This is a genomic window from uncultured Helicobacter sp. (assembly GCF_910577135.1).
Taxonomy (GTDB): Bacteria; Campylobacterota; Campylobacteria; order Campylobacterales; family Helicobacteraceae; genus Helicobacter_C; species Helicobacter_C mastomyrinus.
On the sequence record NZ_CAJTLL010000006.1, the window covers coordinates 21,707 to 43,274 of the forward strand.

Below are 21,568 nucleotides of genomic sequence, written 5' to 3' on the forward strand. Positions count from 1 at the left end.
TTTTGCTTTAGACTATTTGACAACGGAGCAAATGCCTTTATCAAACTTCACTAAATCAAGTAAATTACCTTTTTTAAACATATTGCATACCAAAATCGGCAATTTATTATCCTTAGCCAATGCAATAGCAGTATCGTCCATCACCTTAATATGATCGCGCAATGCCTCATCATAGCTAATACTTTCAAGCATTTTTGCATCGCTAAATTTATGTGGATCTTTATCATAAACACCATCAACCTTTGTCGCCTTGATAATCACATCTGCCCCGATTTCCACCGCACGTAAAGTCGCTGCACTATCGGTAGTAAAGAATGGATTCCCCGTGCCAGAGCCAAACACCACTACACGTCCCTTCTCTAAATGTCTTATAGCACGGCGATAAATATAGCTTTCACACACTTCTTTGATTTCTATGGCACTTTGCACCCGCACATCTACGCCTAAATATTCTAAAGCCTCCTGCATAGCCACTGCATTAATCACCGTGGCAAGCATACCCATATAATCTCCGCTTGTGCGGCGGATAATGCCTCCTTGTGCGGCGGATACACCACGTATGATATTACCTCCGCCGATGACAATACCTACTTCCACGCCATTATCTACAAGCGTTTTAATCTCACCTGCGATATATTCTAATATTTTCACATCAATGCCAAACCCGCTATTACCCGATAATGCCTCGCCTGAAAACTTTACTAACACGCGTTTATAGCCCATATCCTATCCTTTTGTTTTAAGTTTGCTATCTTAACGCAAAAGCTTAAACTATGGATTTTATTTAGTTAGCAAACACAATTCTGTATTGAAATGCTTTCACAAAAGTAAATAGCAAATTGAGCTAAGTGATTTGCATTGCTTTTGTAGGAGTTAATAGTGATTAATGGACAAAAAGCCTCACACCCAGCTCCCCACATTCAAAGAATAAAAGCCACGCAAAGCATACAAAGCAAATCCCACAGATTCTATCTATTATCATAAACATACGTGCATTGATATATGCTCGAGCCACACTCCCGCAGATGATAACGCACACAAAAGCACTAAAAGCGAGCACCATAGAGCGATTAGACCTATTTTTATGTCTTCATTGATAAATGGCGTAACTAAAAATATGAAAAATAAAATCGCCTTTGGGTTGGAGAGATTAAGGATTAAGCCCTGCCAAAAGCCATCTTTGCGGATAGAATCTGCAGATTCTAAAGCATAAGTTTGAGGGGTGGAGCTAAGTATTATAAAGCCTAGATAGAGCAAATAGCTTCCACCAATAAAGCTTAGGCAAAACTGCATTATGGAGGTATTGAGCCAATGGACTAATCCTAGGTAAATAATGCCTAGATACACAATCCAGCCACTTGCGATACCCAATAACACTTTGAATCCTTGCAAGATACCAAAACGAAGCGTTACTTTCAAAGTAAGCAAAATATCAGGACCGGGCGTAATAGCAGCAAAAAATCCCATCAAGCAAAGGAGAATGACTTTTTCTATATATTCCATAAAACAAATCCATTTCTTAAGGTCTGTGATTATACAATTCTTGCTTTAAAATAAGTCTTTTTTCAAACAATATAGGCTAAAATAAAGCCTTTAGAAAACTATGGGAGCGACGATGGAAAGCCTACTAGAAGATAAAAGTATAGACATAAAAATTGATGATTCTATTAAAGAGAGTTATCTTGATTATTCAATGAGTGTGATTGTAGGGAGGGCGTTACCTGATGCAAAAGATGGCTTAAAGCCTGTGCATAGGAGGATTCTGTATGCGATGAATGAGCTTAGTCTCTCGCCTCGCCGCCCTTATAAAAAAAGTGCAAGAATTGTGGGTGATGTAATTGGTAAATACCACCCGCACGGCGATATAGCAGTATATGACGCGCTTGTGCGTATGGCGCAAGATTTCTCTATGCGGCTTGAGCTTGTCGATGGACAGGGGAACTTTGGCTCTATTGATGGCGATAGTGCAGCGGCTATGCGTTATACAGAGGCTCGAATGACAGCTGCAAGCGAGGAAATGCTCCGTGATATTGATAAGGACACGGTGGAGTTTGTGCCAAATTATGATAATACGCTCAATGAACCCGATGTGCTGCCTACAAGATTCCCAAATCTGCTTGTAAATGGCTCAAGTGGTATTGCAGTGGGTATGGCGACCTCTATCCCACCACATCGCATTGATGAGATAATCGATGCACTTATTTTTGTGATTGATAATAATACGCAAGATGTCGAAGATGTGCTTGATATAGTGCAGGGACCAGATTTCCCAACAGGTGGCATTATATATGGCAAATCCGGTATCTTAGAGGCGTATCGTACGGGCAGGGGGCGCATACGAGTGCGGGCAAAAGTGCATATTGAAAAAACAAAGACAAAAGATGTGATTGTGATTGATGAAGTGCCCTATCAAGTGAATAAAGCAAAGCTTGTAGAGCAAATTTCTGAATTAGCAAAAGAAAAGATCATTGATGGCATTGCAGAAGTGCGCGATGAGAGTGATAGAGAAGGCATTAGGGTAGTTATTGAACTCAAACGCGATGCGATGAGTGAGATTGTGCTCAATAATCTTTTTAAATCCACAACGATGGAAAGCACCTTTGGCATTATCCTCCTTGCGATCAATAATAAAGAGCCAAAGATTTTTAATCTCCTTGAGCTTTTGCAGATTTTTATTGCCCATCGCAAGACGATTATTATCCGCCGCAGCATCTTTGAGCTAGAAAAGGCAAAAGCAAGGGCGCATATTTTGGAGGGGCTTATCATCGCCCTTGATAATATCGATGAAGTGATTAAGACTATTCGCGCTTCAAAAGATACTGAAGATGCTAAAGTGGCGCTAGTGAGTAAATTTAATTTAAGTGAATTGCAGGCAAAAGCCATACTTGAAATGCGTCTTCAACGCCTTACAGGCTTAGAGCGAGATAAGATTAATGAGGAATACGCACAGCTCCAAGCACAAATTGCCTATTTAGAATCTATCCTCAAAAGTGAAGAAAAGTTAAAGAGTATCGTTAAAGAGGAGCTTTTAGAAGTAAAGGAAAAATTTAGCTCCAAAAGACGTACACAAATTGAGGAAGATTATGATGCGATTGAAATAGAGGATTTAATCCCTAATGAAAAGGTTGTGGTTACAATGAGCCATCGCGGCTATGTCAAACGTGTGCTACTTAAAACCTATGAGAAGCAAAATCGCGGAGGTAAAGGCAAAATCAGTGGTAATACACACGATGATGATTTTATAGAATCTTTCTTTGTGGCAAATACACACGATACGATTATGTTTGTTACCAACAAAGGACAGCTCTATTGGCTTAAAGTTTATAAGATTCCCGAAGCTGGGCGCACAGCCATCGGCAAGGCGGTGGTAAATCTTATCAATCTTCAAGCCGATGAGAAAATTATGGCAACTATCACTACTACTGACTTTAACGCCGATAAATCGCTTGTATTTTTTACCAAAAATGGGATTGTCAAACGCACAAACCTTAAGGAATATGGCAATATCCGCAGTGTAGGTGTGAGGGCGATTAATCTTGATGAGAATGATGAGCTAGTAACCGCACATATTATAGATTCAAATGTCAAAGAGCTATTTATTGCCACATATAAAGGTATGTGTATCCGCTTTAGTGTCAATGAGCTGCGTGAGATAGGACGTGTAAGCCGTGGGGTGAGCGGTATTAAATTTAAAGCAAGCGAGGATTATGTCATCGCGGCTACGACTATTACAAGCGATACAGATAAATTGCTTACCGTGAGTGAGCGAGGTATCGGTAAGCAGACGCTTGCAGGGGAATATCGCTTACAATCTCGTGCAGGTAAGGGTGTCATCGTCCAAAAACTCACGCCAAAGACAGGGAATCTCGTGAGTGTCGTAAATATCAATGACGAAAATGCAGATTTGATGGTGCTTACAAGCTCGGGTAAGATGATACGTGTAGATACCGAAGCCATTAGAGAAGCCGGACGCAATACAAGTGGCGTGAAAATTGTCAATGTGGGCAATGATAAAGTAGCTTATGCAAATGTTTGCCCCAAGGAGCAGCAAGAAGATGAAGCAAATAATGAAGAGGGGCAAATCCTTTCATAAATGGGGTATGCGTAATTGGCTCATAATTATATTGCTCTGTGTAGGCTTATATGGAGCAAATATACTTGATGAAATACCCCATAATGAGAACTTTGAAGATGTGGAGGTGGAGATTCTTATTAGCTACAAAATGACAAGTAGGAATAATCTAGCAGAACGTGAGAGCTACTCTGTATCGCACGTGATGAATTATCAAGGGGATAAAAATCATAAAGTAGCGGGGGAATGCGAGATTGACGCGAGTAAATATCCTATAATGGATGATATGCCCTATTTTATCACCACCATTCTTAAGCGAGAAAAAGAACAAATGCTAGAGTGCTTATTCGCACACGAGGTATATGTGCGTGAATCTACTGCGGGGAGAAATAATAGTCTAAATTCACGAGTGCGGCTAGAGATAGCCCCTACACGGGTGCGTGCAAAACTTGTGGATAAGAGCATTATTGTCTATATCCTCTCAAAGGAGAATGTATGAAAATAGCCATTGTTGAAGATGATATTAACTACCGAAAGTCCTTAGAAACAGCGTTTGAGGACTATAAAGAATATGAGGTTGTAAGCTTTAAGAATCCAAAAGAAGCGCTCAAAAAGCTTGATGATAGCTTTGAACTTGTTATTACCGACATTAATATGCCTCAAATGGACGGCTTGAGCTTTTTGCAGGAGCTTGATGGGCGATATGAGGCAATAGTCATTACCGGTAATGCGTCTGTGCAAAATGCGATTAAATCCATTCGTTTGGGTGTAAAAGACTTTTTGATTAAAGGTTTTGAGATAGAAACGCTCATTGAAGCCTTGCAAAGAAGCTCAAAAATTCGCCAAATCGCACATAAAACAAATAAGCCTAGTGCTTCTAAAACCAATCACAAAGATTTTATCGCCTCTTCTCCAAGGCTTGAAGAGGTCAAATCTCTTGCGCTAAAGGTAGCTACAACTGATGCAAGCGTGCTGCTTTTAGGACAAAGTGGAGTAGGCAAAGATGTATTTGCAAACTTTATCCATCGGCATTCTCATCGCGCACAAGCCCCATTTATCGCTATCAATATGGCAGCAATCCCTGAACACCTCTTAGAATCTGAGCTTTTTGGCTACGAAAAGGGAGCTTTCACGGACGCTACAAGTGCTAAGCCGGGTATTTTAGAGGACGCTAATGGAGGGAGTGTATTTTTAGATGAGATTGGTGAAATGCCCTTAACCCTTCAGGCAAAGCTTTTACGTGTCCTGCAAGAGAAAAGCCTTACGCGGCTTGGTAGCTCAAAGCCTATCAAAATTGATGTGCGCTTTATCTCTGCTACGAATGCCGATATACACGCAAAAATTGCTAAAAATGAGTTTAGGGAGGATTTATTCTTTCGATTGCAAACCATACCTTTATCTATCCCTCCACTCAAAGAGCGCAAGGAGGAGATTTTGCCTATTAGCGAGTGGAAGCTAGAATCTGTATGCGAGCAATACAATCTCCCCAAAAAGCGGTTTTCCAGTGAGGCTAAAGAGGCGCTTTTAGCCTATGAATGGTATGGCAATGTGCGTGAGTTGCTTTCTGTTGTGGAGAGGGCGGGGATTTTAAGCGATGGGGAGGAGATAACTCCAAAAGATTTATTTTTAGAAAGTCGCGCAAAGGCACTTGGTGGCGTGAGTAACACAGCGGAAAAAAGCAGTATCGCCGAGCTTGAAAAGAAGCTCATTAAACAAACACTTTTAGAATCTCAAAATGACTTGCAAAGGACGAGTGATATATTGGGTATGAATCTAGAGCTTTTAAAGCATAAAATCGCCCGATATGGAATCTCATAGGGACTCTTTCCTAACTATTTGCAATTCAATCTACTTTTGCACTTAACAAAATATAAACAGCCAAAATAATAAAGCGATATTGAGCCTATTTCTTATAGTAAGGAGAGCGCTTTGTTTTTATTAATATGAATGAAAAGCAAAGTGAAAACCTATGTTTTTAAATGCCAAGAGTTGCATTTCACAAAGTGTAATAGAATTCTGTGTCATCTTTATTTTTTATTTTGTTATACAATCACTCAAACATATTTATTTTTAGGAGTTGAAATGAAAACATCATATCTTGTTCTACCATATCTTACTCTGCTTGGAGCTGCGGCTATAATGAGTGGCTGCTTCTCAAGTTCGCCCAATATGGCTGAATCTAACATTCAAATCGCTCAAGTGTGTAATACACCTCAATATGATATCATCTTAGGTGAAATAGAATCAAGCAAAGGCAATGTATTACCCACAGAGGAATTTAAAAGCATTTTGGAAAAATCTCTAATCGATAGCGGTTGTTTTAACATACAATCAAAATCAAGCGATAGAACATATAGGCTTGATGTCAAATATAACCTAGGTATCCAACAGACAAAAGAAGATACAAGCATTGTAAGCTCTAAAGACAATGTAACACTTAAAAGCGATGTGCAGTTTAATCTCTATAAAAAGACAAATACCATTCAGCAAAAGGCAACAAGCACATTAAAACTAAGTGAGAAGAAATATCTTGGCTTGGGCGAAGATGTCCAAATCACGCAAGAACAAAAGGAAAATGTCCTCAAACGTTCCTTTAGGACGATTTTTGCTAATCTCTCAAATATGCCAAACTAAGGAGTAAGAGTGCTAGTTGCTATCGTTGGTAGCGGATATGTGGGGCTTGTGGCAGGGACGTGCTTTGCGCAAATGGGGAATAAAGTCATTTGCTTAGATGTAGATTCTCAAAAGATTGAGCGCTTACTTAGAGGGGAGATTCCCATCTATGAGCCGGGCTTAGAATCAATGATAAAAGAAAATGTCGCACTAGAGACATTGCATTTTACCACGGATAAAAAGTTTGCCCTGCAAAATGCGGAGGTGATTTTCATCGCAGTAGGCACACCTATGGGCGAAGATGGCAGCGCGGATTTATCCTATGTGGAGAGCGTAGCTGCAGATATAGGCACATATATAGAATCTAGCTATGTCGTAGTCGTGGATAAAAGCACCGTGCCTGTGGGCAGTGCGAGGAAAGTCCGTAAGATTATAGAATCTGCTCTGCAAAATCGTGGCATTACCCCTCTTAGTGGAGATTCCCAAAGCTCAAGTGCCACATCTACACAAGCTTTTGATGTGGTAAGCAACCCTGAATTTTTAAAAGAGGGTGTGGCGATTAAAGACTTTATGAGTCCCGATAGAGTGGTGATAGGCACAGATTCTGCCCGTGCGCTAGAAGTGATGAAAGCCCTATATGCGCCATTTTTACTCAAAAGCGATAGGTTAATCGCGATGGGAATAGAATCTGCAGAGATGACAAAATACGCCGCAAACGCAATGCTAGCGACAAAGATTAGCTTCATCAATGAAATGAGCCAGATTTGCGAACGTGTGGGGGCAAATATCAATGATGTGCGCTTGGGGATTGGCTCGGATTCTCGCATTGGATATAGCTTTATTTACCCGGGATGCGGCTATGGCGGGAGCTGCTTCCCTAAAGATGTAAAAGCATTAGAGAAAAGTGCAGCAGATTATGGCTATGAAGCACAGATTCTAAAAGCGGTGCAAAATGTCAATGAATCCCAAAAAATGCTTTTGGTAGAAAAGATTGTGCGGCATTTTGGGGAAAAGCTAGATGGCAAAAGCTTTGCTGTATGGGGGCTTAGCTTTAAGCCTGAAACTGATGATATGCGCGAGGCAAGCTCTCTTGTCCTAGTGCGTGAGCTGCTAAAGAGAGGGGCAAAAGTCAAAGCATATGACCCAAAGGCACAAGCTCAAGCTCAATTTTATTTTAAAGATAAGCTTAATTCTATCACTTTAGAATCAAGCAAATATGACGCCTTGAAGGGCTGCGAGGCATTAGTGCTTTTGACAGAATGGAGAGAGTTTAGAAGTCCGGATTTTGAAGAGATAAAAAAGCTTTTAAACAATCCTATCATTTTTGATGGGCGCAATATCTATCAGCATTGCCAACTTGCAAATAAGGGCTTTAGCTATTATCAAATAGGAGTAAGCAATTAGCTTAAACCTCTGCTCAAATAGCCTCTGCCACTTTTTCAAGCATTGCTAAAAGCTTTTGTGCGCTGTCAAACTCGTCCTTTTGCAATGTGCTAGGGTTAGCCCCCCATTTTGCGTGTAGGTATGGAATCCCCGCATTCTTAGCCGCGCCTCTATCTTTCGCACCATTACCCACAAATGCACTTTTTTCAAATGGCGCATTTTGCAGAATCTTATGTATCATCATTGGGCTTGGCTTCGATTCTATACCTATTTGTGCACCTAAGATACTATCAAAAAATGCAAAAATCTTATGCTGCTCTAAAATCCCTCCCAATGTATGCTGCGGCGCATTTGAAGCAATGGCTAAAGAATAGCCCCTTTTCTTGCATTCTCTTAAAAGCCACTCCACACCCTCAAAAAGCCTTGCTCCATCATTATAGGCTTTATCAAAATATGATTCAAAGCCTACCTTATAGCTAGGGAAAGCAAAATCATCTATCTCATAAAATACTTTCGCGCACGACACATTGGGCGTATGTGCAGTTTGTTTGATAAACTCATATTCTAAAGGTGCTAGATTCCTATCCTTTCTAATAGCATTTACCGCTGCACATATACAATCCTCGCTATCAATGAGTGTGCCGTCCATATCAAAAATCACATTGAGCATATTATTCCTTTTAAAACTTTAAAGATTGTAGCAAAAGAAAGCTTATTGTCATACTCTCTTCTTCAATCTCAAAGCTTATGATTGCTTTCAATAGGCTCTTTGGAAGTTTGCTTGCGATAGATTCTTAAAAGTGAGATAAAAAACGCAGTGATGGCAGGACCGATGATAATCCCCCAGAATCCTAAGCTTGTAAGCCCTGCTAAAATAGCAAAGAATATAAGCAATTCATTGATTTTGACTGAGGTTTTGAGAATCTTTTTATTAATGATACCAATCAAAATAGGCTTAATCACATTATCAATCACCACCGCACACACGATAAGGGCATATAGGGCGATGATAATAGCATTTTGCGTATGTCCTAAATAAAATTCATATCCTGCAAGCGGTAGCCACACCAAAGCCCCGCCCACAATAGGCACAATCGAGGCAAGTCCATAGAGCATACCGCAAAACACGCCATCATAGCCAAAAAATACAATCATCGCGCCAAAGGCAAAGCCCTGCAAAACGATATTAAGAATAGAAGTATAGAACACAACCTTAATGGTATTTGTTACCTCACTTAGCACTGATGCAATTTGCGTATTTTCAAAAGGTATAAGCTCGATAATATAAGCATAGGCTTCCTTGCCATAAAGAAAATAAAAAAATAAAAATACGATAATAAATCCCGTATCTATCATAAATCCCAAGCTTGATTTGCCAAGGGCAGAGCTAAAATTCAGCACATAGCTTAGAATCGATGAGGCAGAAATGCTGCTTAGGACATCGCTTAACTTTGCTTTCACATCAGGGAAAGAATCAAAAAGTGCAAGAATCTGCGCCTTGCTCCCATCGATGAAGGCACTAAAAGCGGCGGGATTAAGCGCGAGTTCAGTAGCGGAGGCAATGAGACTTTTAAGCAAGAAAAACAAAGGCACTACAAGAAAGAGCACCAATATACACACACTAATAAAGGAGCAAATCACAGGATATTTGATAAATCTTGCAAGATAATTATATAAGCCAAATGTGGCGATAGAGATTAAAAGCGCAATGAGAATATCCATTAGATACGCTTCATATATGTAATACATAGCATACGCGCTTACGCCAAACACAAGCCAAAAAAATGTAATCGCCTTCACTTAAAGCCCTTTGTGGTGTAAATTCAAAAATGATTCTACTTAGAGAATCTTAATAGGTATCTCTTATGCGCATAAAACCAATAGACTTTATGGCTATTATGGGGAGAAGCAAGTTAATTTTTATCTTTATGAGATGTTGTAGCTATGGAGTGAGAGGGAATTCAACAGAAACTATGGAGGCGGGGGGGGGGTATGCCTTTTTTATAAAAGGCTACATAGTGCAAGTGTAAGCCTTACCCTTCACTTGCAAGATCAAGATTATGTAGCACTTTAGTTAATGAGACTAGGCTACAACAGGGTGTGAGCCATCTCTCATATCTGCACCGATATTTGAGCGATTTTGATTGCCTAAATCACTCCACACGATACAACCATCAGTAGGACAAGCATTAGCACAAGCAGGTACTTCATTATGTCCTACACACTCCACACACTTGTCTGCATACACATAATAAATGCTTTCACCTGTGGGATTATCATCATCATCGACAATCGCACTTACAGGGCATTCATCAATGCACGAACCACAAGCAATGCAAATATCTGTAATCTTTACAGCCATAATTTCTCCCTTAATTTGTTGTTTTAATATGGGTAAAACCCAGCACGAAGTATAATGATTTTAATCTTAAAAAATACATAAAAATAAGAATCTATATTTTGCCTAAGCCTTAATGCCCCCATATTAAAGCTATATAGGGAGAAGGGCATTGTAGGGTTTATTTATTTTTTATTGACAGCTATCAAAAAGGTAAAGAAAACTACAAACAATACAATATAGATTTAAGATTATTATCAAATAAAAACTATTATTTTGGTTAATCAAAAATCGCCTAAAGTTTTATATACTTGCGCGGTTTAACATCAAACAAAAAAGGACAGATATGCCTTATAATCAAGATTTAGGAAAGCTCATATTGCGCTTATGCGTAGGTGGGCTTATGCTCTTTCACGGGATTCACAAGATTCTTAATGGTGTAGGAGGGGTAGAGGGCTTAATAACAAATCAAGGATTGCCCGGCTTCCTTGCCTATGGTGTGTATATCACTGAAGTGCTTGCGCCTATTATGATACTCATAGGCTATCAAGTGCGTATAGCGGCTATCATAGAGGCTTTGGGTATGGTTGTGGCGATTTATTCAGTGCAGGGATTTGATATTTTCGCACTTAATGATCAAGGGGCGTGGGTGATAGAATCTCAACTGCTCTTTATGCTCCCCTGCATTGCCCTTGCGCTCATTGGTGGGGGCAAATATGGCGTGAGCTTTAGAAGCTAAGCTTTACTTATCATAATCTCCACTTTATTGATAAGGTGGGGCTAAACACTCACTTACACAATGTTTTCAAACATCTTAATAAAAGGATAAAAGTATGCCGACACAAGAAGAGATCAGCAAGGTTTTAAGCAAAGTCATTTACCCAAATTTTTCAAAGGATATTGTGAGCTTTGGCTTTGTCAAAGACATTAAAATTGAAGCAGATTCAATCTTTATCCGTGTGGATATACCCTCAAGTGTGCCCGAAGTCAAGGAAAAATTAGAGCAAGACATAAGCGAGAATCTTAAGAGTATCGCAGAAAATAAAGCCCTAGAAATAGAGATTAATCCCCCTAAAGCCCCACCGGCTAAAGAACCACAAGCAAAAAATATCGCCCCTCATATCAAACATTTTGTGATGGTAAGCTCGGGCAAGGGTGGCGTGGGGAAATCCACTACTTCTGTGAATCTCGCCATTGCTCTAGCACAGCAGGGTAAAAGGGTAGGACTGCTTGATGCAGATATTTATGGTCCTAATATCCCTAGAATGCTTGGACTCAATGCAAATAAAGCCCAAGTCGATGAAGCACAAAAAAAGCTTATCCCACTCAAAGCCTTTGATGTAGAGATGATGAGTATGGGCGTGCTCTATGATGAGGGGCAGAGCCTTATATGGCGTGGTCCTATGATTATGCGAGCGATTGAACAAATGCTAACAGATGTGCTATGGAGCAATCTTGATGTGCTTGTGATTGATATGCCTCCGGGCACGGGAGACGCACAGCTTACCTTAGCGCAAAGTGTGCCAGTGAGTGCAGGGGTTATCGTTACCACACCACAAAAGGTAAGCCTTGATGATAGTGCGCGAAGTTTAGATATGTTTGATAAGCTTAAAATCCCAATCGCAGGGATTATCGAAAATATGAGTGGGTTTATTTGCCCAAATTGCGGCGAGGAATATGATATTTTTGGCAAAGGCACCAGTGAAGCACTCGCTCAAAACTATGGGACAATAATGTTAGCCCAAGTGCCACTTGAACCAAAAGTGCGTGAGGGTGGCGATAATGGAAAACCTATAACATTTTTTGAGCCAGATTCTAAGGGAGCGCAAAGCTATATGCAAGCCGCTGCACGATTAGCGACATTTTTAGACAAGGTGCAAAATCAAAATCTTGCCGATAATAAGGACATTCAGCCTACACAAATGAAACATTAATCTATAGGGCTTCAAGAGGCAGGAAGCCACCAAAAGCCGTATAAAACTTACTTGATAAATCCTATTTTATTTATAGGAGATGGGCTTAAATGTGTAAATGTGGAGCAAGAGGGTAATCCGGCGAACACTTTGTGCGTATGACAAACGCAATAGTGGTTACAACTCTACCCTTTAGAGCGTGAGTGTGGATTTTATATCGCGTGAAGCAAGATTATGTAGTAGTTTTAGCTACTACAATGTAGCCATAATAGACTAGAGAATCTTTACCTTAAAAACTCACTTGATAACCAAATGAAATGCGGTTATCAAGTGAGATTCTTTTGTCCTCAAGGGCTATCGCCCTTTGCGAGATTAAATCCCTTCGGGATTGAATGGTGCGAAGTGGAGATTTGACTGCACAGGAAGCAAGACTATGTAGTAGCTAGAATAGGCTAGAAAATCTTTAGTCTATTTTCTTTATTTCTATTAAGGGGTGAGCAGTATGTCCATAAATAGCTTAAAGAATTAGTTTGCGGATTGTAATAATGCAAGGGCTTGATAAGAGGTAGGATAAGATACACTCACTCTCAAGCCAAAAGTGAGTGCGGCATCTTAGTAACACTTGGCTATCAATAAACTTAACAGTAAGATTATTACTAAGATCTTATCCATTTTCCCTAACAAACTTTACCAATAGTGGCACTATAACAGGTTCTAGTGGTGTATTTACCTTTAATACTGCTACAATCACTACGCTTACGAATACGAACGCGAACGAAATGCTTATCCTGTCATTACAAGAGAGCAAAGCGACCGAAGTAATCCACCAAGCCAAGATACAACTTCTTTTATCTTCTTTAGAATCTTTGCAGAATGTAAAGCAAATTATAGCTGGAATACAAAGTTTGCCTTTGAAGAGTGGATTGCTTCGGCTAAAGCCTCACAATCAGGGCAATAGAAGTAAGGGGAAGAGGTGATGGAAAGGGGAAATAAGCTCGCTCTTGTATCCTTAGCCCTAGCTCCCTTACTTCTTAGTGTAGAAGCACAGGGGGCAATTAGTGGGGCAACTTGCTCTGGGAATACCTCCACAAACATCACTAATCAACAAGTGCGAGTTATTGGTAATGAAGCTGCTAGAACCATTAATATCAATACTACTCCGGGTGGGACTGATGTTCATTCAGTGTTCGGAGCAAGTATAGGGCTAAATGGAGCGATTCTAGGCAGAATTAATGTCGGTCAAAATGTTACTAAAACCAATAGAAATATATTATGGCTGAATGATTCAACCCTAACAACCTTTACAAATAATGGAACTATAACTGGCTCTAGTGGTGTATGGATGCAGAACTCTACCATTACTACCCTTACGAATAATGCTAATGCTACCATAAATTCAAATGCTACAAGTGGGAGATTTGGGGCTATTGATCTTAATAGCAATGCAAGGATTGATAATCTTATTAATAGCGGGAATATTAGTAATACGGCTCATAATACTACTGCGGCTATATTCTTTGAAGGAAGAACAACAAATGCGCAAATAGGAAATTTGACTAATAATGCTGGAGGGACTATTCAAGGTATTAGTGTGGTTGCTGGTAATGGGAATAGGATAAATACAATAAATAATAGTGGAATGATTAATCGAGGTATTACCAATGGCGCAAATATAGGCACTCTTACTAATCAAAATGGTGTATATACTTCTAATACTGTTAGAATCACCACTAGAGCCTGTTATAGTGCCACTATTGGTAAAGTTTGTTAAAGTTGAAGCCCCTTGGATAACATCAAACAAAATAGCAGAGCAGCATCCGGCAATAATAGCTATACCTTAATTGCCCCCCCCAATATACAACATACACAGAGCTTCTAAGCTTTGCTTCTCAACCCAAAAGCGTAAAAAATAGAGAGCTTGAAGCATTGTTTTAAGATTACTTTGAGCAACGCTTTGCTTAAACAATTAAGCAATACATAAGCTCTTATTGCGTATCCTACTCTATTTATTTTCATCAATAAGAAAAAGTGCATTAATTTTTTTGGCTGCAAATGCAGTCCATATTCCACATACAAGGGGTTGAAATGACTATCACAAAATGCTTTTCTCCTAGCATCACTTACACCAGCGGGATAAGCATATTTGTAATACTATCCCTGATGCAAATAAGACATAAGCCGCAGAACTCACTATGCTTAATCAAAAGCTTTTTACTTTACTTACCCTAGCTCCACTCCTTCTTAGTGTGGATGTTAATGCCACGGTTAATGGAGCCACTCTCAATGGGAATACCTATACCAATATTGCCGGACGACAAGTATATGTTACAGGCAATGAGTCTAATAATGATATTAATGTATCTAATCCTCCTCTAGGAACCTCTCAAATCCACGCCGTTACAGGAGCAAGTATAGGGCTAAGTGGTGCACAGCTAAGAAGTTTAAGCATTACCAATGCTATTAATCAAACCAATAGAAATGTCGTATGGCTTGACAATTCAAGCTTAACAACCTTCACCAATGCTGGCACACTCACTTCCACTACTCAAGGGCAAGCTGTTAATCTAAGGGGAAATACTTCTTCTTCGATAACAACCTTCACAAATAATGGAACTATAACTGGCTCTAGTGGTGTATGGATGCAGAACTCTACCATTACTACCCTTACGAATAATGCTAATGCTACCATAAATTCAAATGCTACAAGTGGGAGATTTGGGGCTATTGATCTTAATAGCAATGCAAGGATTGATAATCTTATTAATAGCGGGAATATTAGTAATACGGCTCATAATACTACTGCGGCTATATTCTTTGAAGGAAGAACAACAAATGCGCAAATAGGAAATTTGACTAATAATGCTGGAGGGACTATTCAAGGTATTAGTGTGGTTGCTGGTAATGGGAATAGGATAAATACAATAAATAATAGTGGAATGATTAATCGAGGTATTACCAATGGCGCAAATATAGGCACTCTTACTAATCAAAATGGTGTATATACTTCTAATACTGTTAGAATCACCACTAGAGCCTGTTATAGTGCCACTATTGGTAAAGTTTGTTAAAGTTGAAGCCCCTTGGATAACATCAAACAAAATAGCAGAGCAGCATCCGGCAATAATAGCTATACCTTAATTGCCCCCCCCAATATACAACATACACAGAGCTTCTAAGCTTTGCTTCTCAACCCAAAAGCGTAAAAAATAGAGAGCTTGAAGCATTGTTTTAAGATTACTTTGAGCAACGCTTTGCTTAAACAATTAAGCAATACATAAGCTCTTATTGCGTATCCTACTCTATTTATTTTCATCAATAAGAAAAAGTGCATTAATTTTTTTGGCTGCAAATGCAGTCCATATTCCACATACAAGGGGTTGAAATGACTATCACAAAATGCTTTTCTCCTAGCATCACTTACACCAGCGGGATAAGCATATTTGTAATACTATCCCTGATGCAAATAAGACATAAGCCGCAGAACTCACTATGCTTAATCAAAAGCTTTTTACTTTACTTACCCTAGCTCCACTCCTTCTTAGTGTGGATGTTAATGCCACGGTTAATGGAGCCACTCTCAATGGGAATACCTATACCAATATTGCCGGACGACAAGTATATGTTACAGGCAATGAGTCTAATAATGATATTAATGTATCTAATCCTCCTCTAGGAACCTCTCAAATCCACGCCGTTACAGGAGCAAGTATAGGGCTAAGTGGTGCACAGCTAAGAAGTTTAAGCATTACCAATGCTATTAATCAAACCAATAGAAATGTCGTATGGCTTGACAATTCAAGCTTAACAACCTTCACCAATGCTGGCACACTCACATCAAGAACAGAGGGGCAAACTATTAATCCAAACAGATTATGCAAATAGATTTATGTAGAGAGTTAATCTCAATAGTTAATGCAAATAAACAATCTAAATAGTTTAAAACCCTTCTTTATTTGACATATTTGCTTCTGCTACTTACTTTTTCATTCTCGCAATAAGTGAGGTGCTTTTATCTTTCTCTATACGCAAAGCTTCTACAATTTTTTTATTCCTACGGCAATACATATAAAATCCGTGGTAAGTTCCCTCTTTACCTATAAGCTTCCAAATACTCCCTAAATCTAAATCTTTTTGAATATACTCGATGACTTCTTGCTCATATTTATCCCATTTACTTATGCTTGTTCTCCCTTTGGGTCGCCCTAAGATTTTACCTTGAGCTTTTGCTGCGGCTAAGCCTTCCTTGGTGCGCATAGATAAAAACTCTTTTTCAGTTTCTGCAATGTGAGCGTATATTGTAAGTATAAGTTGCTCTGTATTGCTTTGAGATGTGCTTAGCTCTTTTTGTTTGACAAAGATAAATTGAATTCCTATTTGTGATAGCTCTAAGAGGAGATTCATCACCTCTAGCATACCTCTGCCTAGCTTACTAAGGTCAGTGGTAATAAGCACATCACCTTTATTTAATCTTGATTTGAGGGCTGCTATTTTACGTTGTTCTTGGCTTTTTTTACTTGAAAGGGTGGCTTCAAGAAGCTCATCAATAATAAGCTGATGGGTTTGAGCGTATTCTAAGATAAGCTGTTTTTGTTTATCATTCTCTTGCTTTTCAACACCCACTCTAAGATATGCAATTATCATTATTCTTTTATCCATACTCAATATAAAAATGTAATTTTATATTTTTTTTATTAAATAATCTTTAAATATAATTAATGAACTTTTTATACAGAATAGATTCAAATAAAATATTTTAGTTTATCTAAAAATCGATATATCTTATTAATCTAAAGATTCCTTTTAAATATAAAAGTTTCCTGTAAAACGAAGTTTCTTTAGAAAAGAGATTGAATGATTAAGCCATTCAAACCCCTCGAACATTAATAGCTTGCCCTCCAGTAGTGGAAGTGAGTGTGCCAGCATTTGTGAGGGTTGTTAAGGAATAATGTAGATTTTATAATGTAGTATAATTGTAGTGGGGCTGTCCTAAGGGGTGGCTGCCCCTTAGATGATAGCCTCCTTTAAAAAAAGGAGGCTAAATGAGTAAGATTTATTCGCAAATCTTAGCAGCCATTATACTACTATGTATAATAGTAGTCAAGTGCTACTAAGATAGTCCAAGCGCTCACTTTTGGCTTGAGAGTGAGCGTATCTTGTCCTACCTCTTATCAAGTCCTTGTTTTAGCCTCTTCATAAAAAGGAGATTGCCCTGAAAGCAAGATTTACACGAATCTTGGTAGCTATTATACTATTATATGTAATAGCTTTTACTATTGTGCTGTGTGCGCCGCTCTTGTATAAATGGAAACACATTCCATTTATACGTCTAAAGGATAGAGTTAAATTAAGGCTAAAGCTTTGTTTGACCCCTTGCGTGATTTCATCATACGCACAAAGTGCTTATCCACACTTGCTTGTAGCGTAGCATACGAGCGAAGCTCTTATCCTTTGGCAAATCCCACAAAGACAAACTCATTTTTGAATGCAACTCACTTTAGCTTGATGGCGGGCATAGCTTTGTTTTGCCTCTTAAGCCTGCAGATTTTGTGTGGCTTTTTAAGCTATAAATAATCTTAAATTGTATCAGGCAATGTTTTTTGTCTCAAAAAGCTAAAGGGTGGCAGAGGTAAAGGGAGCTTAAAGGCATTTGTATTGCCACTATGGATAGAATCTAGCTCTTTGCCATTTTGCAAACAGATTCTATCAAATCTCATCATTTTTACGCCATTTTCTTTATAGATTTCGCCTATCTCGCTCTTGCCACAAGCCACATCAGCGTCAAATGGCATAACAATCTCCTTTGACTCTCCTACTCTAATAGTGTGGCGGCACATCGCCCATTCCCCACTCTCATCGACTTCGGCATTGACTTGATAGCTGCCCTCACTTATAGCGGTTAGATGATTTTGCGTATTGAGCTTTTCATAAGGGCGATGGACAAGATAACCATCGGTGAATCCGCGATTTTTAAGCGTGTTAAGCTCATTGATATAAAATGCACTATTGTCCCTTTTCGCATAATAGTCATCAATCGCCGCACGATATGCTCTAGCGGTAATCCCCGCATAATAGTTTGACTTCGTGCGCCCCTCGATTTTCAGAGCATCAACCGCGCCAGATTCTAGAATCTCGCGGATATGTCCGCTTAGGTTTAAATCCTTAGAGTTAAAAATATGCGTCCCTAAGCCCTCTGTCTCTTCAAGTCTCATCATTACGCCATTATCAGGGTTTTTCACATAAAATTCCCTGCCATCAAATTTGACTAATTCATCATTTTCTATATTGCGGACAAAATATTCATAGTCAAATCGGCAGTCATTAGCACAACTCCCACGATTAGGCACACGCCCACTTTGCAAAGCAGAAATCAAGCATCGCCCAGAAAAGGCAAAGCACATGCTGCCATGCACGAAAATTTCAATCTCTAAATCAGGCAAATGCTTTTTAATCTCTAGTGCGTCTTTAAGGCTCATCTCTCTTGCGGCGATTATGCGCTTAATGCCCATTTTATAAAACACCTCCGCGTCAAGGACATTGAGCACATTTGCTTGTGTGGAGAGGTGGATAGGGATTTGCGGGGCAATCTTTTGGGCTAAAGCTACGACGCCAATAGCCGCTACGATAAACGCGTCAGGCTTGAGGGCTGCCATCTTTTCTATATGGGATTGCAGGAGTTTGAGCTGGGAATTAAAAGGAAAGCCATTAATGGTAACAAAAACTTTTTTGCCTAGATTATGGGCATATTTCACACCCTCTGCAAAATCCTCAAAAGTAAATTCCTTCCCCGCACGTGTCCTTAAAGAGAAGTGGCTCACGCCTCCATATACAGCATCAGCCCCATAGGCAAGGGCGATTTTAAGCTTTTTGAGATTCCCCGCAGGGGAGAGAAGCTGAATGTTTTTAGATGCTGCGTTCATCTTAAATTTATTTGGGGTGGTTATTTCGCGCCAAATGAAGCGATTAGAGCTTCAATATCATTTTCATTAGCTACATCTTCTTTGTTATCCCCGGTGATAAACACAGCTGAACTTACACGTTTGTTATCATCGATTTTCCCCTCAAATAGGGAATTCATATATTGAGCCAATGCACGCATAACATTAATCACGCGCTCAATCTTTTGACGATGAATGTCTTGATATTGCATTAAATCCATTGCCTGCATAGAAGCGTCGCTCACATTGTTAGCTGATTCTATAATCTCTTTATTGCTTTTCTGTGCATTTTTTGTCGCTTCTAGGGCATTTTGAAAGCTTTGAATATGAGGGAATGTCGCACAAAGCTTACCAAAAAGCTCTTCTTGGCTTGCTAAATACTTCTTAATGTTTTTTGTTTGTTGGATAATTTCTTCAGCTCCATTACTCATAATCTCAAGCTGGTCAAAAATCTGTGTGCCTTTGACTTCCGTGTCTTTGGTTACTTCGTCGAGCTGATGGACGACTTTATGCTCTTGGGTTGGGGGAGGTGGAGGCCACTTCTTACCTGCTTCTATGCGAAAATCATTAGGATCGACTAACTCTTTTTTGAATTCGGAATCATCACTAGAGTTTGAAGTCTCATCAACCTCAGTAATATCAGGCTCCCCATTCATAAGAGAATCTAGCTCTTCTTGCGTCATTATATTTCCTCTTTTTAATAAAATGAATATCCATTATACTATATTATTCATTTAAGTAGTTTATGAATTTGATTTACTCTTTCGCATCACTGCTTGCACCGCATTTATAAAGCATAGGACTAAAGGCTTTATCAGCGATGATGACTTGCTCTCCAACCTTAAAACTCGCCGCTTCAATAGGGTCATAAACAATTTTTAGAATCTCCCCTCCGCATAGTATGCTAACAATACACATATTTTCATAACGCTCAATATCGATAATCTCACCGCTTAGCTTCAGTTTTGCGCTTAATCGTTTTTGGATAAAGACACTTTCATTATTCCCATCGCGGATAATGCGTCCATTTTGTATCACAAGGGTGCGCGAGGCAAGAGTAAAGATCTCGCTTAAATTATGACTTACAAGCATAGTGGTTAAATGCAAATGCTTGTGGATATGCCCAAGCTCATTTTGCAAAGTCTTGCTCATCGCATTATCAAGCGCAGAAAAAGGCTCATCAAGGAGTAGGATAGCAGGACGTGAAGCAAGGGCGCGAGCGAGTGCTACACGTTGGGATTGTCCGCCGGAGAGTTGATGAATCCTTGTTTTTTTAAGAGGCTGCAAATCCATAAGCGTGATAAGCTCATTAGCATAGCCCTTGTCTTTCTTATCCTGTATCCCAAAGCAAATATTATCATACACATTAAGATGAGGGAAAAGTGCGTAATTTTGAAACACAAATCCTATGCGCCGCTTCTGTGGAGGGAGATTGATATTTTTTGATGTATCGAGCCATATTTCTTTGCCAACGCGAATATAGCCATCTTGCGCTCCATCAAGTCCGCTTAAAACGCGCAAAATACTTGTTTTACCCGCTCCACTTTTACCAAAAAGCGCGATAAACTCGCCAAAGTTGATATGTTTATCAATTTCTAATGTAAATGCCCCATTGCTTCCTAAGAGCGGCTTAGAAAAGCGTATATGAATATCATTCATATCATATCTCTTTGCTGAAAATGCTTGTTGAGATAAAAGATTGCTAAAAGGAGCACGAAACAGATTATAAAGAGTGTAAAGGCATATTGATGTGCGAGGCTGTAATTGAGTGATTCCACTTCATCATAAATAGCTATACTTGCCACGCGCGTTTTACCCGGGATATTGCCCCCAATCATCATTACTACGCCAAATTCCCCTATAGTGTGGGCAAAGCTCGTTACACATCCTAGCAATATAGCAGGTTTGATATTAGGCAAAAGCACAAAAAAGAGCGTATAAATGCGACTTTTGCCCAATGTGAAACTTGCCTCTTTAAGTGATGATGGGAGGCTTAGAAATGCGCTTTTGATAGGATTACACATAAAGGGTAGGGAAAAAATAATACTTGCTAACACAAGCCCTTCAAAGCTAAAGACAAGTTTAATATTAAAATGCTCTAGCAAAAACGCTCCCAAAGCGTTTTTAGGGCTAAATGTAATCAAAAGATAAAATCCCAACACAGATGGAGGCAGCACAAGGGGCATCCACACAAGCACTTCACACACAGGGCGCAGGGGATTTGGCGAAAATGCAAGATAATTGCCTATGATAATGCCAATAGGCAAAAGAATGATGGTAGTAAGTGTCGCCACAAGAAAAGTAGTTTGCATTG

21 protein-coding genes are annotated in these 21,568 nt (G+C 39.3%); 11 read left to right on the forward strand and 10 right to left on the reverse strand.

Translation table 11 applies throughout. From position 1 onward, the window contains the following. Positions 1–12: 12 nt before the first annotated feature. Both pyrH and QZ289_RS04295 read right to left on the reverse strand, forming a co-directional pair. Complete coding sequence (gene pyrH / locus QZ289_RS04290; protein ID WP_295699583.1) at positions 13–723, reverse strand: UMP kinase; 711 nt, start codon at positions 721–723, stop codon at positions 13–15. A 255-nt stretch (positions 724–978) separates the two neighbouring features. Next, complete coding sequence (locus tag QZ289_RS04295; protein WP_295699585.1) at positions 979–1,503, reverse strand: LysE family translocator; 525 nt, start codon at positions 1,501–1,503, stop codon at positions 979–981. Positions 1,504–1,615: 112 nt separating this feature from the next. On the opposite strand from QZ289_RS04295, the gene gyrA reads away from it, so the two are divergent. The 5 genes from gyrA (at position 1,616) to QZ289_RS04320 (ending at position 8,089) form a co-directional block, all read left to right on the forward strand. Continuing rightward, positions 1,616–4,093 carry a DNA topoisomerase (ATP-hydrolyzing) subunit A gene (gene gyrA, locus QZ289_RS04300; RefSeq protein ID WP_295699586.1) on the forward strand — a complete coding sequence of 826 codons (2,478 nt, stop codon included), beginning with the start codon at positions 1,616–1,618 and terminating at the stop codon, positions 4,091–4,093. Continuing rightward, a complete protein-coding gene (locus QZ289_RS04305; protein ID WP_295699588.1) occupies positions 4,056–4,571 on the forward strand; it encodes a hypothetical protein in 516 nt (171 codons plus the stop codon). Before gyrA ends, QZ289_RS04305 begins: the two co-directional genes overlap by 38 nt. Next, positions 4,568–5,890, forward strand: a complete 1,323-nt coding sequence (locus tag QZ289_RS04310) for a sigma-54 dependent transcriptional regulator (RefSeq protein ID WP_295699589.1) — start codon at positions 4,568–4,570, stop codon at positions 5,888–5,890. Before QZ289_RS04305 ends, QZ289_RS04310 begins: the two co-directional genes overlap by 4 nt. Before the next feature lie 264 nt (positions 5,891–6,154). Next, positions 6,155–6,706, forward strand: coding sequence for a hypothetical protein (locus QZ289_RS04315; protein WP_295699591.1), 552 nt, complete (start codon positions 6,155–6,157; stop codon positions 6,704–6,706). Between the two features lie 9 nt (positions 6,707–6,715). Further along, positions 6,716–8,089, forward strand: a complete 1,374-nt coding sequence (locus QZ289_RS04320) for a UDP-glucose/GDP-mannose dehydrogenase family protein (protein WP_295699594.1) — start codon at positions 6,716–6,718, stop codon at positions 8,087–8,089. Positions 8,090–8,102: 13 nt separating this feature from the next. On the opposite strand, the gene QZ289_RS04325 is transcribed toward QZ289_RS04320, so the two are convergent. From QZ289_RS04325 to QZ289_RS04335, 3 genes are all read right to left on the reverse strand, one after another. Then, on the reverse strand, positions 8,103–8,738 hold the full coding sequence (locus QZ289_RS04325) for an HAD family hydrolase (RefSeq protein WP_295699598.1): 636 nt from the start codon (positions 8,736–8,738) through the stop codon (positions 8,103–8,105). A gap of 68 nt (positions 8,739–8,806) precedes the next feature. Beyond that, the gene (locus tag QZ289_RS04330; RefSeq protein WP_295699600.1) at positions 8,807–9,868 is read right to left on the reverse strand and encodes an AI-2E family transporter; all 1,062 of its coding nucleotides are present in this window, start codon (positions 9,866–9,868) and stop codon (positions 8,807–8,809) included. A gap of 283 nt (positions 9,869–10,151) precedes the next feature. Beyond that, the gene (locus QZ289_RS04335) at positions 10,152–10,430 is read right to left on the reverse strand and encodes a DUF362 domain-containing protein (protein ID WP_295699603.1); all 279 of its coding nucleotides are present in this window, start codon (positions 10,428–10,430) and stop codon (positions 10,152–10,154) included. Between the two features lie 322 nt (positions 10,431–10,752). Between QZ289_RS04335 and QZ289_RS04340 the strand changes: the two genes are divergently transcribed. The 5 genes from QZ289_RS04340 to QZ289_RS04360 all read left to right on the forward strand — a co-directional run bounded on the left by QZ289_RS04340 (position 10,753) and on the right by QZ289_RS04360 (position 16,201). Continuing rightward, positions 10,753–11,145 carry a DoxX family protein gene (locus tag QZ289_RS04340; RefSeq protein ID WP_295699604.1) on the forward strand — a complete coding sequence of 131 codons (393 nt, stop codon included), beginning with the start codon at positions 10,753–10,755 and terminating at the stop codon, positions 11,143–11,145. A 94-nt stretch (positions 11,146–11,239) separates the two neighbouring features. Further along, on the forward strand, positions 11,240–12,340 hold the full coding sequence (locus QZ289_RS04345) for a P-loop NTPase (RefSeq protein WP_295699606.1): 1,101 nt from the start codon (positions 11,240–11,242) through the stop codon (positions 12,338–12,340). A 955-nt stretch (positions 12,341–13,295) separates the two neighbouring features. Next, complete coding sequence (locus QZ289_RS04350; RefSeq protein ID WP_295699609.1) at positions 13,296–14,090, forward strand: hypothetical protein; 795 nt, start codon at positions 13,296–13,298, stop codon at positions 14,088–14,090. A 421-nt stretch (positions 14,091–14,511) separates the two neighbouring features. Continuing rightward, complete coding sequence (locus QZ289_RS04355) at positions 14,512–15,387, forward strand: hypothetical protein (RefSeq protein ID WP_295699612.1); 876 nt, start codon at positions 14,512–14,514, stop codon at positions 15,385–15,387. A 421-nt stretch (positions 15,388–15,808) separates the two neighbouring features. After that, positions 15,809–16,201, forward strand: coding sequence for a hypothetical protein (locus QZ289_RS04360; RefSeq protein ID WP_295699614.1), 393 nt, complete (start codon positions 15,809–15,811; stop codon positions 16,199–16,201). Positions 16,202–16,294: 93 nt separating this feature from the next. Here QZ289_RS04360 and QZ289_RS04365 read toward each other — a convergent pair whose 3' ends face one another. After that, on the reverse strand, positions 16,295–16,960 hold the full coding sequence (locus QZ289_RS04365) for a recombinase family protein (RefSeq protein WP_295699617.1): 666 nt from the start codon (positions 16,958–16,960) through the stop codon (positions 16,295–16,297). A gap of 717 nt (positions 16,961–17,677) precedes the next feature. Between QZ289_RS04365 and QZ289_RS04370 the strand changes: the two genes are divergently transcribed. After that, positions 17,678–17,890, forward strand: coding sequence for a hypothetical protein (locus tag QZ289_RS04370; protein WP_295699619.1), 213 nt, complete (start codon positions 17,678–17,680; stop codon positions 17,888–17,890). Between the two features lie 2 nt (positions 17,891–17,892). Here the strand turns inward: QZ289_RS04370 and QZ289_RS04375 are convergent, their stop codons facing one another. From QZ289_RS04375 to modB, 4 genes are all read right to left on the reverse strand, one after another. Then, the gene (locus QZ289_RS04375) at positions 17,893–19,236 is read right to left on the reverse strand and encodes a peptidase U32 family protein (RefSeq protein WP_295699622.1); all 1,344 of its coding nucleotides are present in this window, start codon (positions 19,234–19,236) and stop codon (positions 17,893–17,895) included. A gap of 20 nt (positions 19,237–19,256) precedes the next feature. Further along, positions 19,257–19,937 carry a chemotaxis protein gene (locus tag QZ289_RS04380; RefSeq protein WP_295699625.1) on the reverse strand — a complete coding sequence of 227 codons (681 nt, stop codon included), beginning with the start codon at positions 19,935–19,937 and terminating at the stop codon, positions 19,257–19,259. A gap of 73 nt (positions 19,938–20,010) precedes the next feature. Further along, the gene (locus QZ289_RS04385; RefSeq protein ID WP_295699627.1) at positions 20,011–20,913 is read right to left on the reverse strand and encodes an ATP-binding cassette domain-containing protein; all 903 of its coding nucleotides are present in this window, start codon (positions 20,911–20,913) and stop codon (positions 20,011–20,013) included. Continuing rightward, the gene (gene modB, locus QZ289_RS04390) at positions 20,910–21,566 is read right to left on the reverse strand and encodes a molybdate ABC transporter permease subunit (RefSeq protein ID WP_295699869.1); all 657 of its coding nucleotides are present in this window, start codon (positions 21,564–21,566) and stop codon (positions 20,910–20,912) included. The genes QZ289_RS04385 and modB overlap by 4 nt, the downstream gene beginning before the upstream one ends. Positions 21,567–21,568 lie beyond the last annotated feature (2 nt).

Excerpts from the sequence above, each read along its gene's own strand:
- QZ289_RS04340 (WP_295699604.1), top strand. The coding sequence starts at position 10,753 with ATGCCTTATAATCAAGATTTAGGAAAGCTCATATTGCGCTTATGCGTA.
- QZ289_RS04315 (WP_295699591.1), top strand. The coding sequence starts at position 6,155 with ATGAAAACATCATATCTTGTTCTACCATATCTTACTCTGCTTGGAGCT.
- QZ289_RS04380 (WP_295699625.1), bottom strand. The coding sequence starts at position 19,937 with ATGACGCAAGAAGAGCTAGATTCTCTTATGAATGGGGAGCCTGATATT.
- pyrH (WP_295699583.1), bottom strand. The coding sequence starts at position 723 with ATGGGCTATAAACGCGTGTTAGTAAAGTTTTCAGGCGAGGCATTATCG.
- QZ289_RS04350 (WP_295699609.1), top strand. The coding sequence starts at position 13,296 with ATGGAAAGGGGAAATAAGCTCGCTCTTGTATCCTTAGCCCTAGCTCCC.
- QZ289_RS04325 (WP_295699598.1), bottom strand. The coding sequence starts at position 8,738 with ATGCTCAATGTGATTTTTGATATGGACGGCACACTCATTGATAGCGAG.
- QZ289_RS04365 (WP_295699617.1), bottom strand. The coding sequence starts at position 16,960 with ATGATAATTGCATATCTTAGAGTGGGTGTTGAAAAGCAAGAGAATGAT.
- QZ289_RS04375 (WP_295699622.1), bottom strand. The coding sequence starts at position 19,236 with ATGAACGCAGCATCTAAAAACATTCAGCTTCTCTCCCCTGCGGGGAAT.
- QZ289_RS04360 (WP_295699614.1), top strand. The coding sequence starts at position 15,809 with ATGCTTAATCAAAAGCTTTTTACTTTACTTACCCTAGCTCCACTCCTT.
- QZ289_RS04335 (WP_295699603.1), bottom strand. The coding sequence starts at position 10,430 with ATGGCTGTAAAGATTACAGATATTTGCATTGCTTGTGGTTCGTGCATT.
- QZ289_RS04385 (WP_295699627.1), bottom strand. The coding sequence starts at position 20,913 with ATGAATGATATTCATATACGCTTTTCTAAGCCGCTCTTAGGAAGCAAT.
- QZ289_RS04345 (WP_295699606.1), top strand. The coding sequence starts at position 11,240 with ATGCCGACACAAGAAGAGATCAGCAAGGTTTTAAGCAAAGTCATTTAC.
- QZ289_RS04355 (WP_295699612.1), top strand. The coding sequence starts at position 14,512 with ATGCTTAATCAAAAGCTTTTTACTTTACTTACCCTAGCTCCACTCCTT.
- QZ289_RS04305 (WP_295699588.1), top strand. The coding sequence starts at position 4,056 with ATGAAGCAAATAATGAAGAGGGGCAAATCCTTTCATAAATGGGGTATG.
- QZ289_RS04295 (WP_295699585.1), bottom strand. The coding sequence starts at position 1,503 with ATGGAATATATAGAAAAAGTCATTCTCCTTTGCTTGATGGGATTTTTT.
- modB (WP_295699869.1), bottom strand. The coding sequence starts at position 21,566 with ATGCAAACTACTTTTCTTGTGGCGACACTTACTACCATCATTCTTTTG.
- gyrA (WP_295699586.1), top strand. The coding sequence starts at position 1,616 with ATGGAAAGCCTACTAGAAGATAAAAGTATAGACATAAAAATTGATGAT.
- QZ289_RS04310 (WP_295699589.1), top strand. The coding sequence starts at position 4,568 with ATGAAAATAGCCATTGTTGAAGATGATATTAACTACCGAAAGTCCTTA.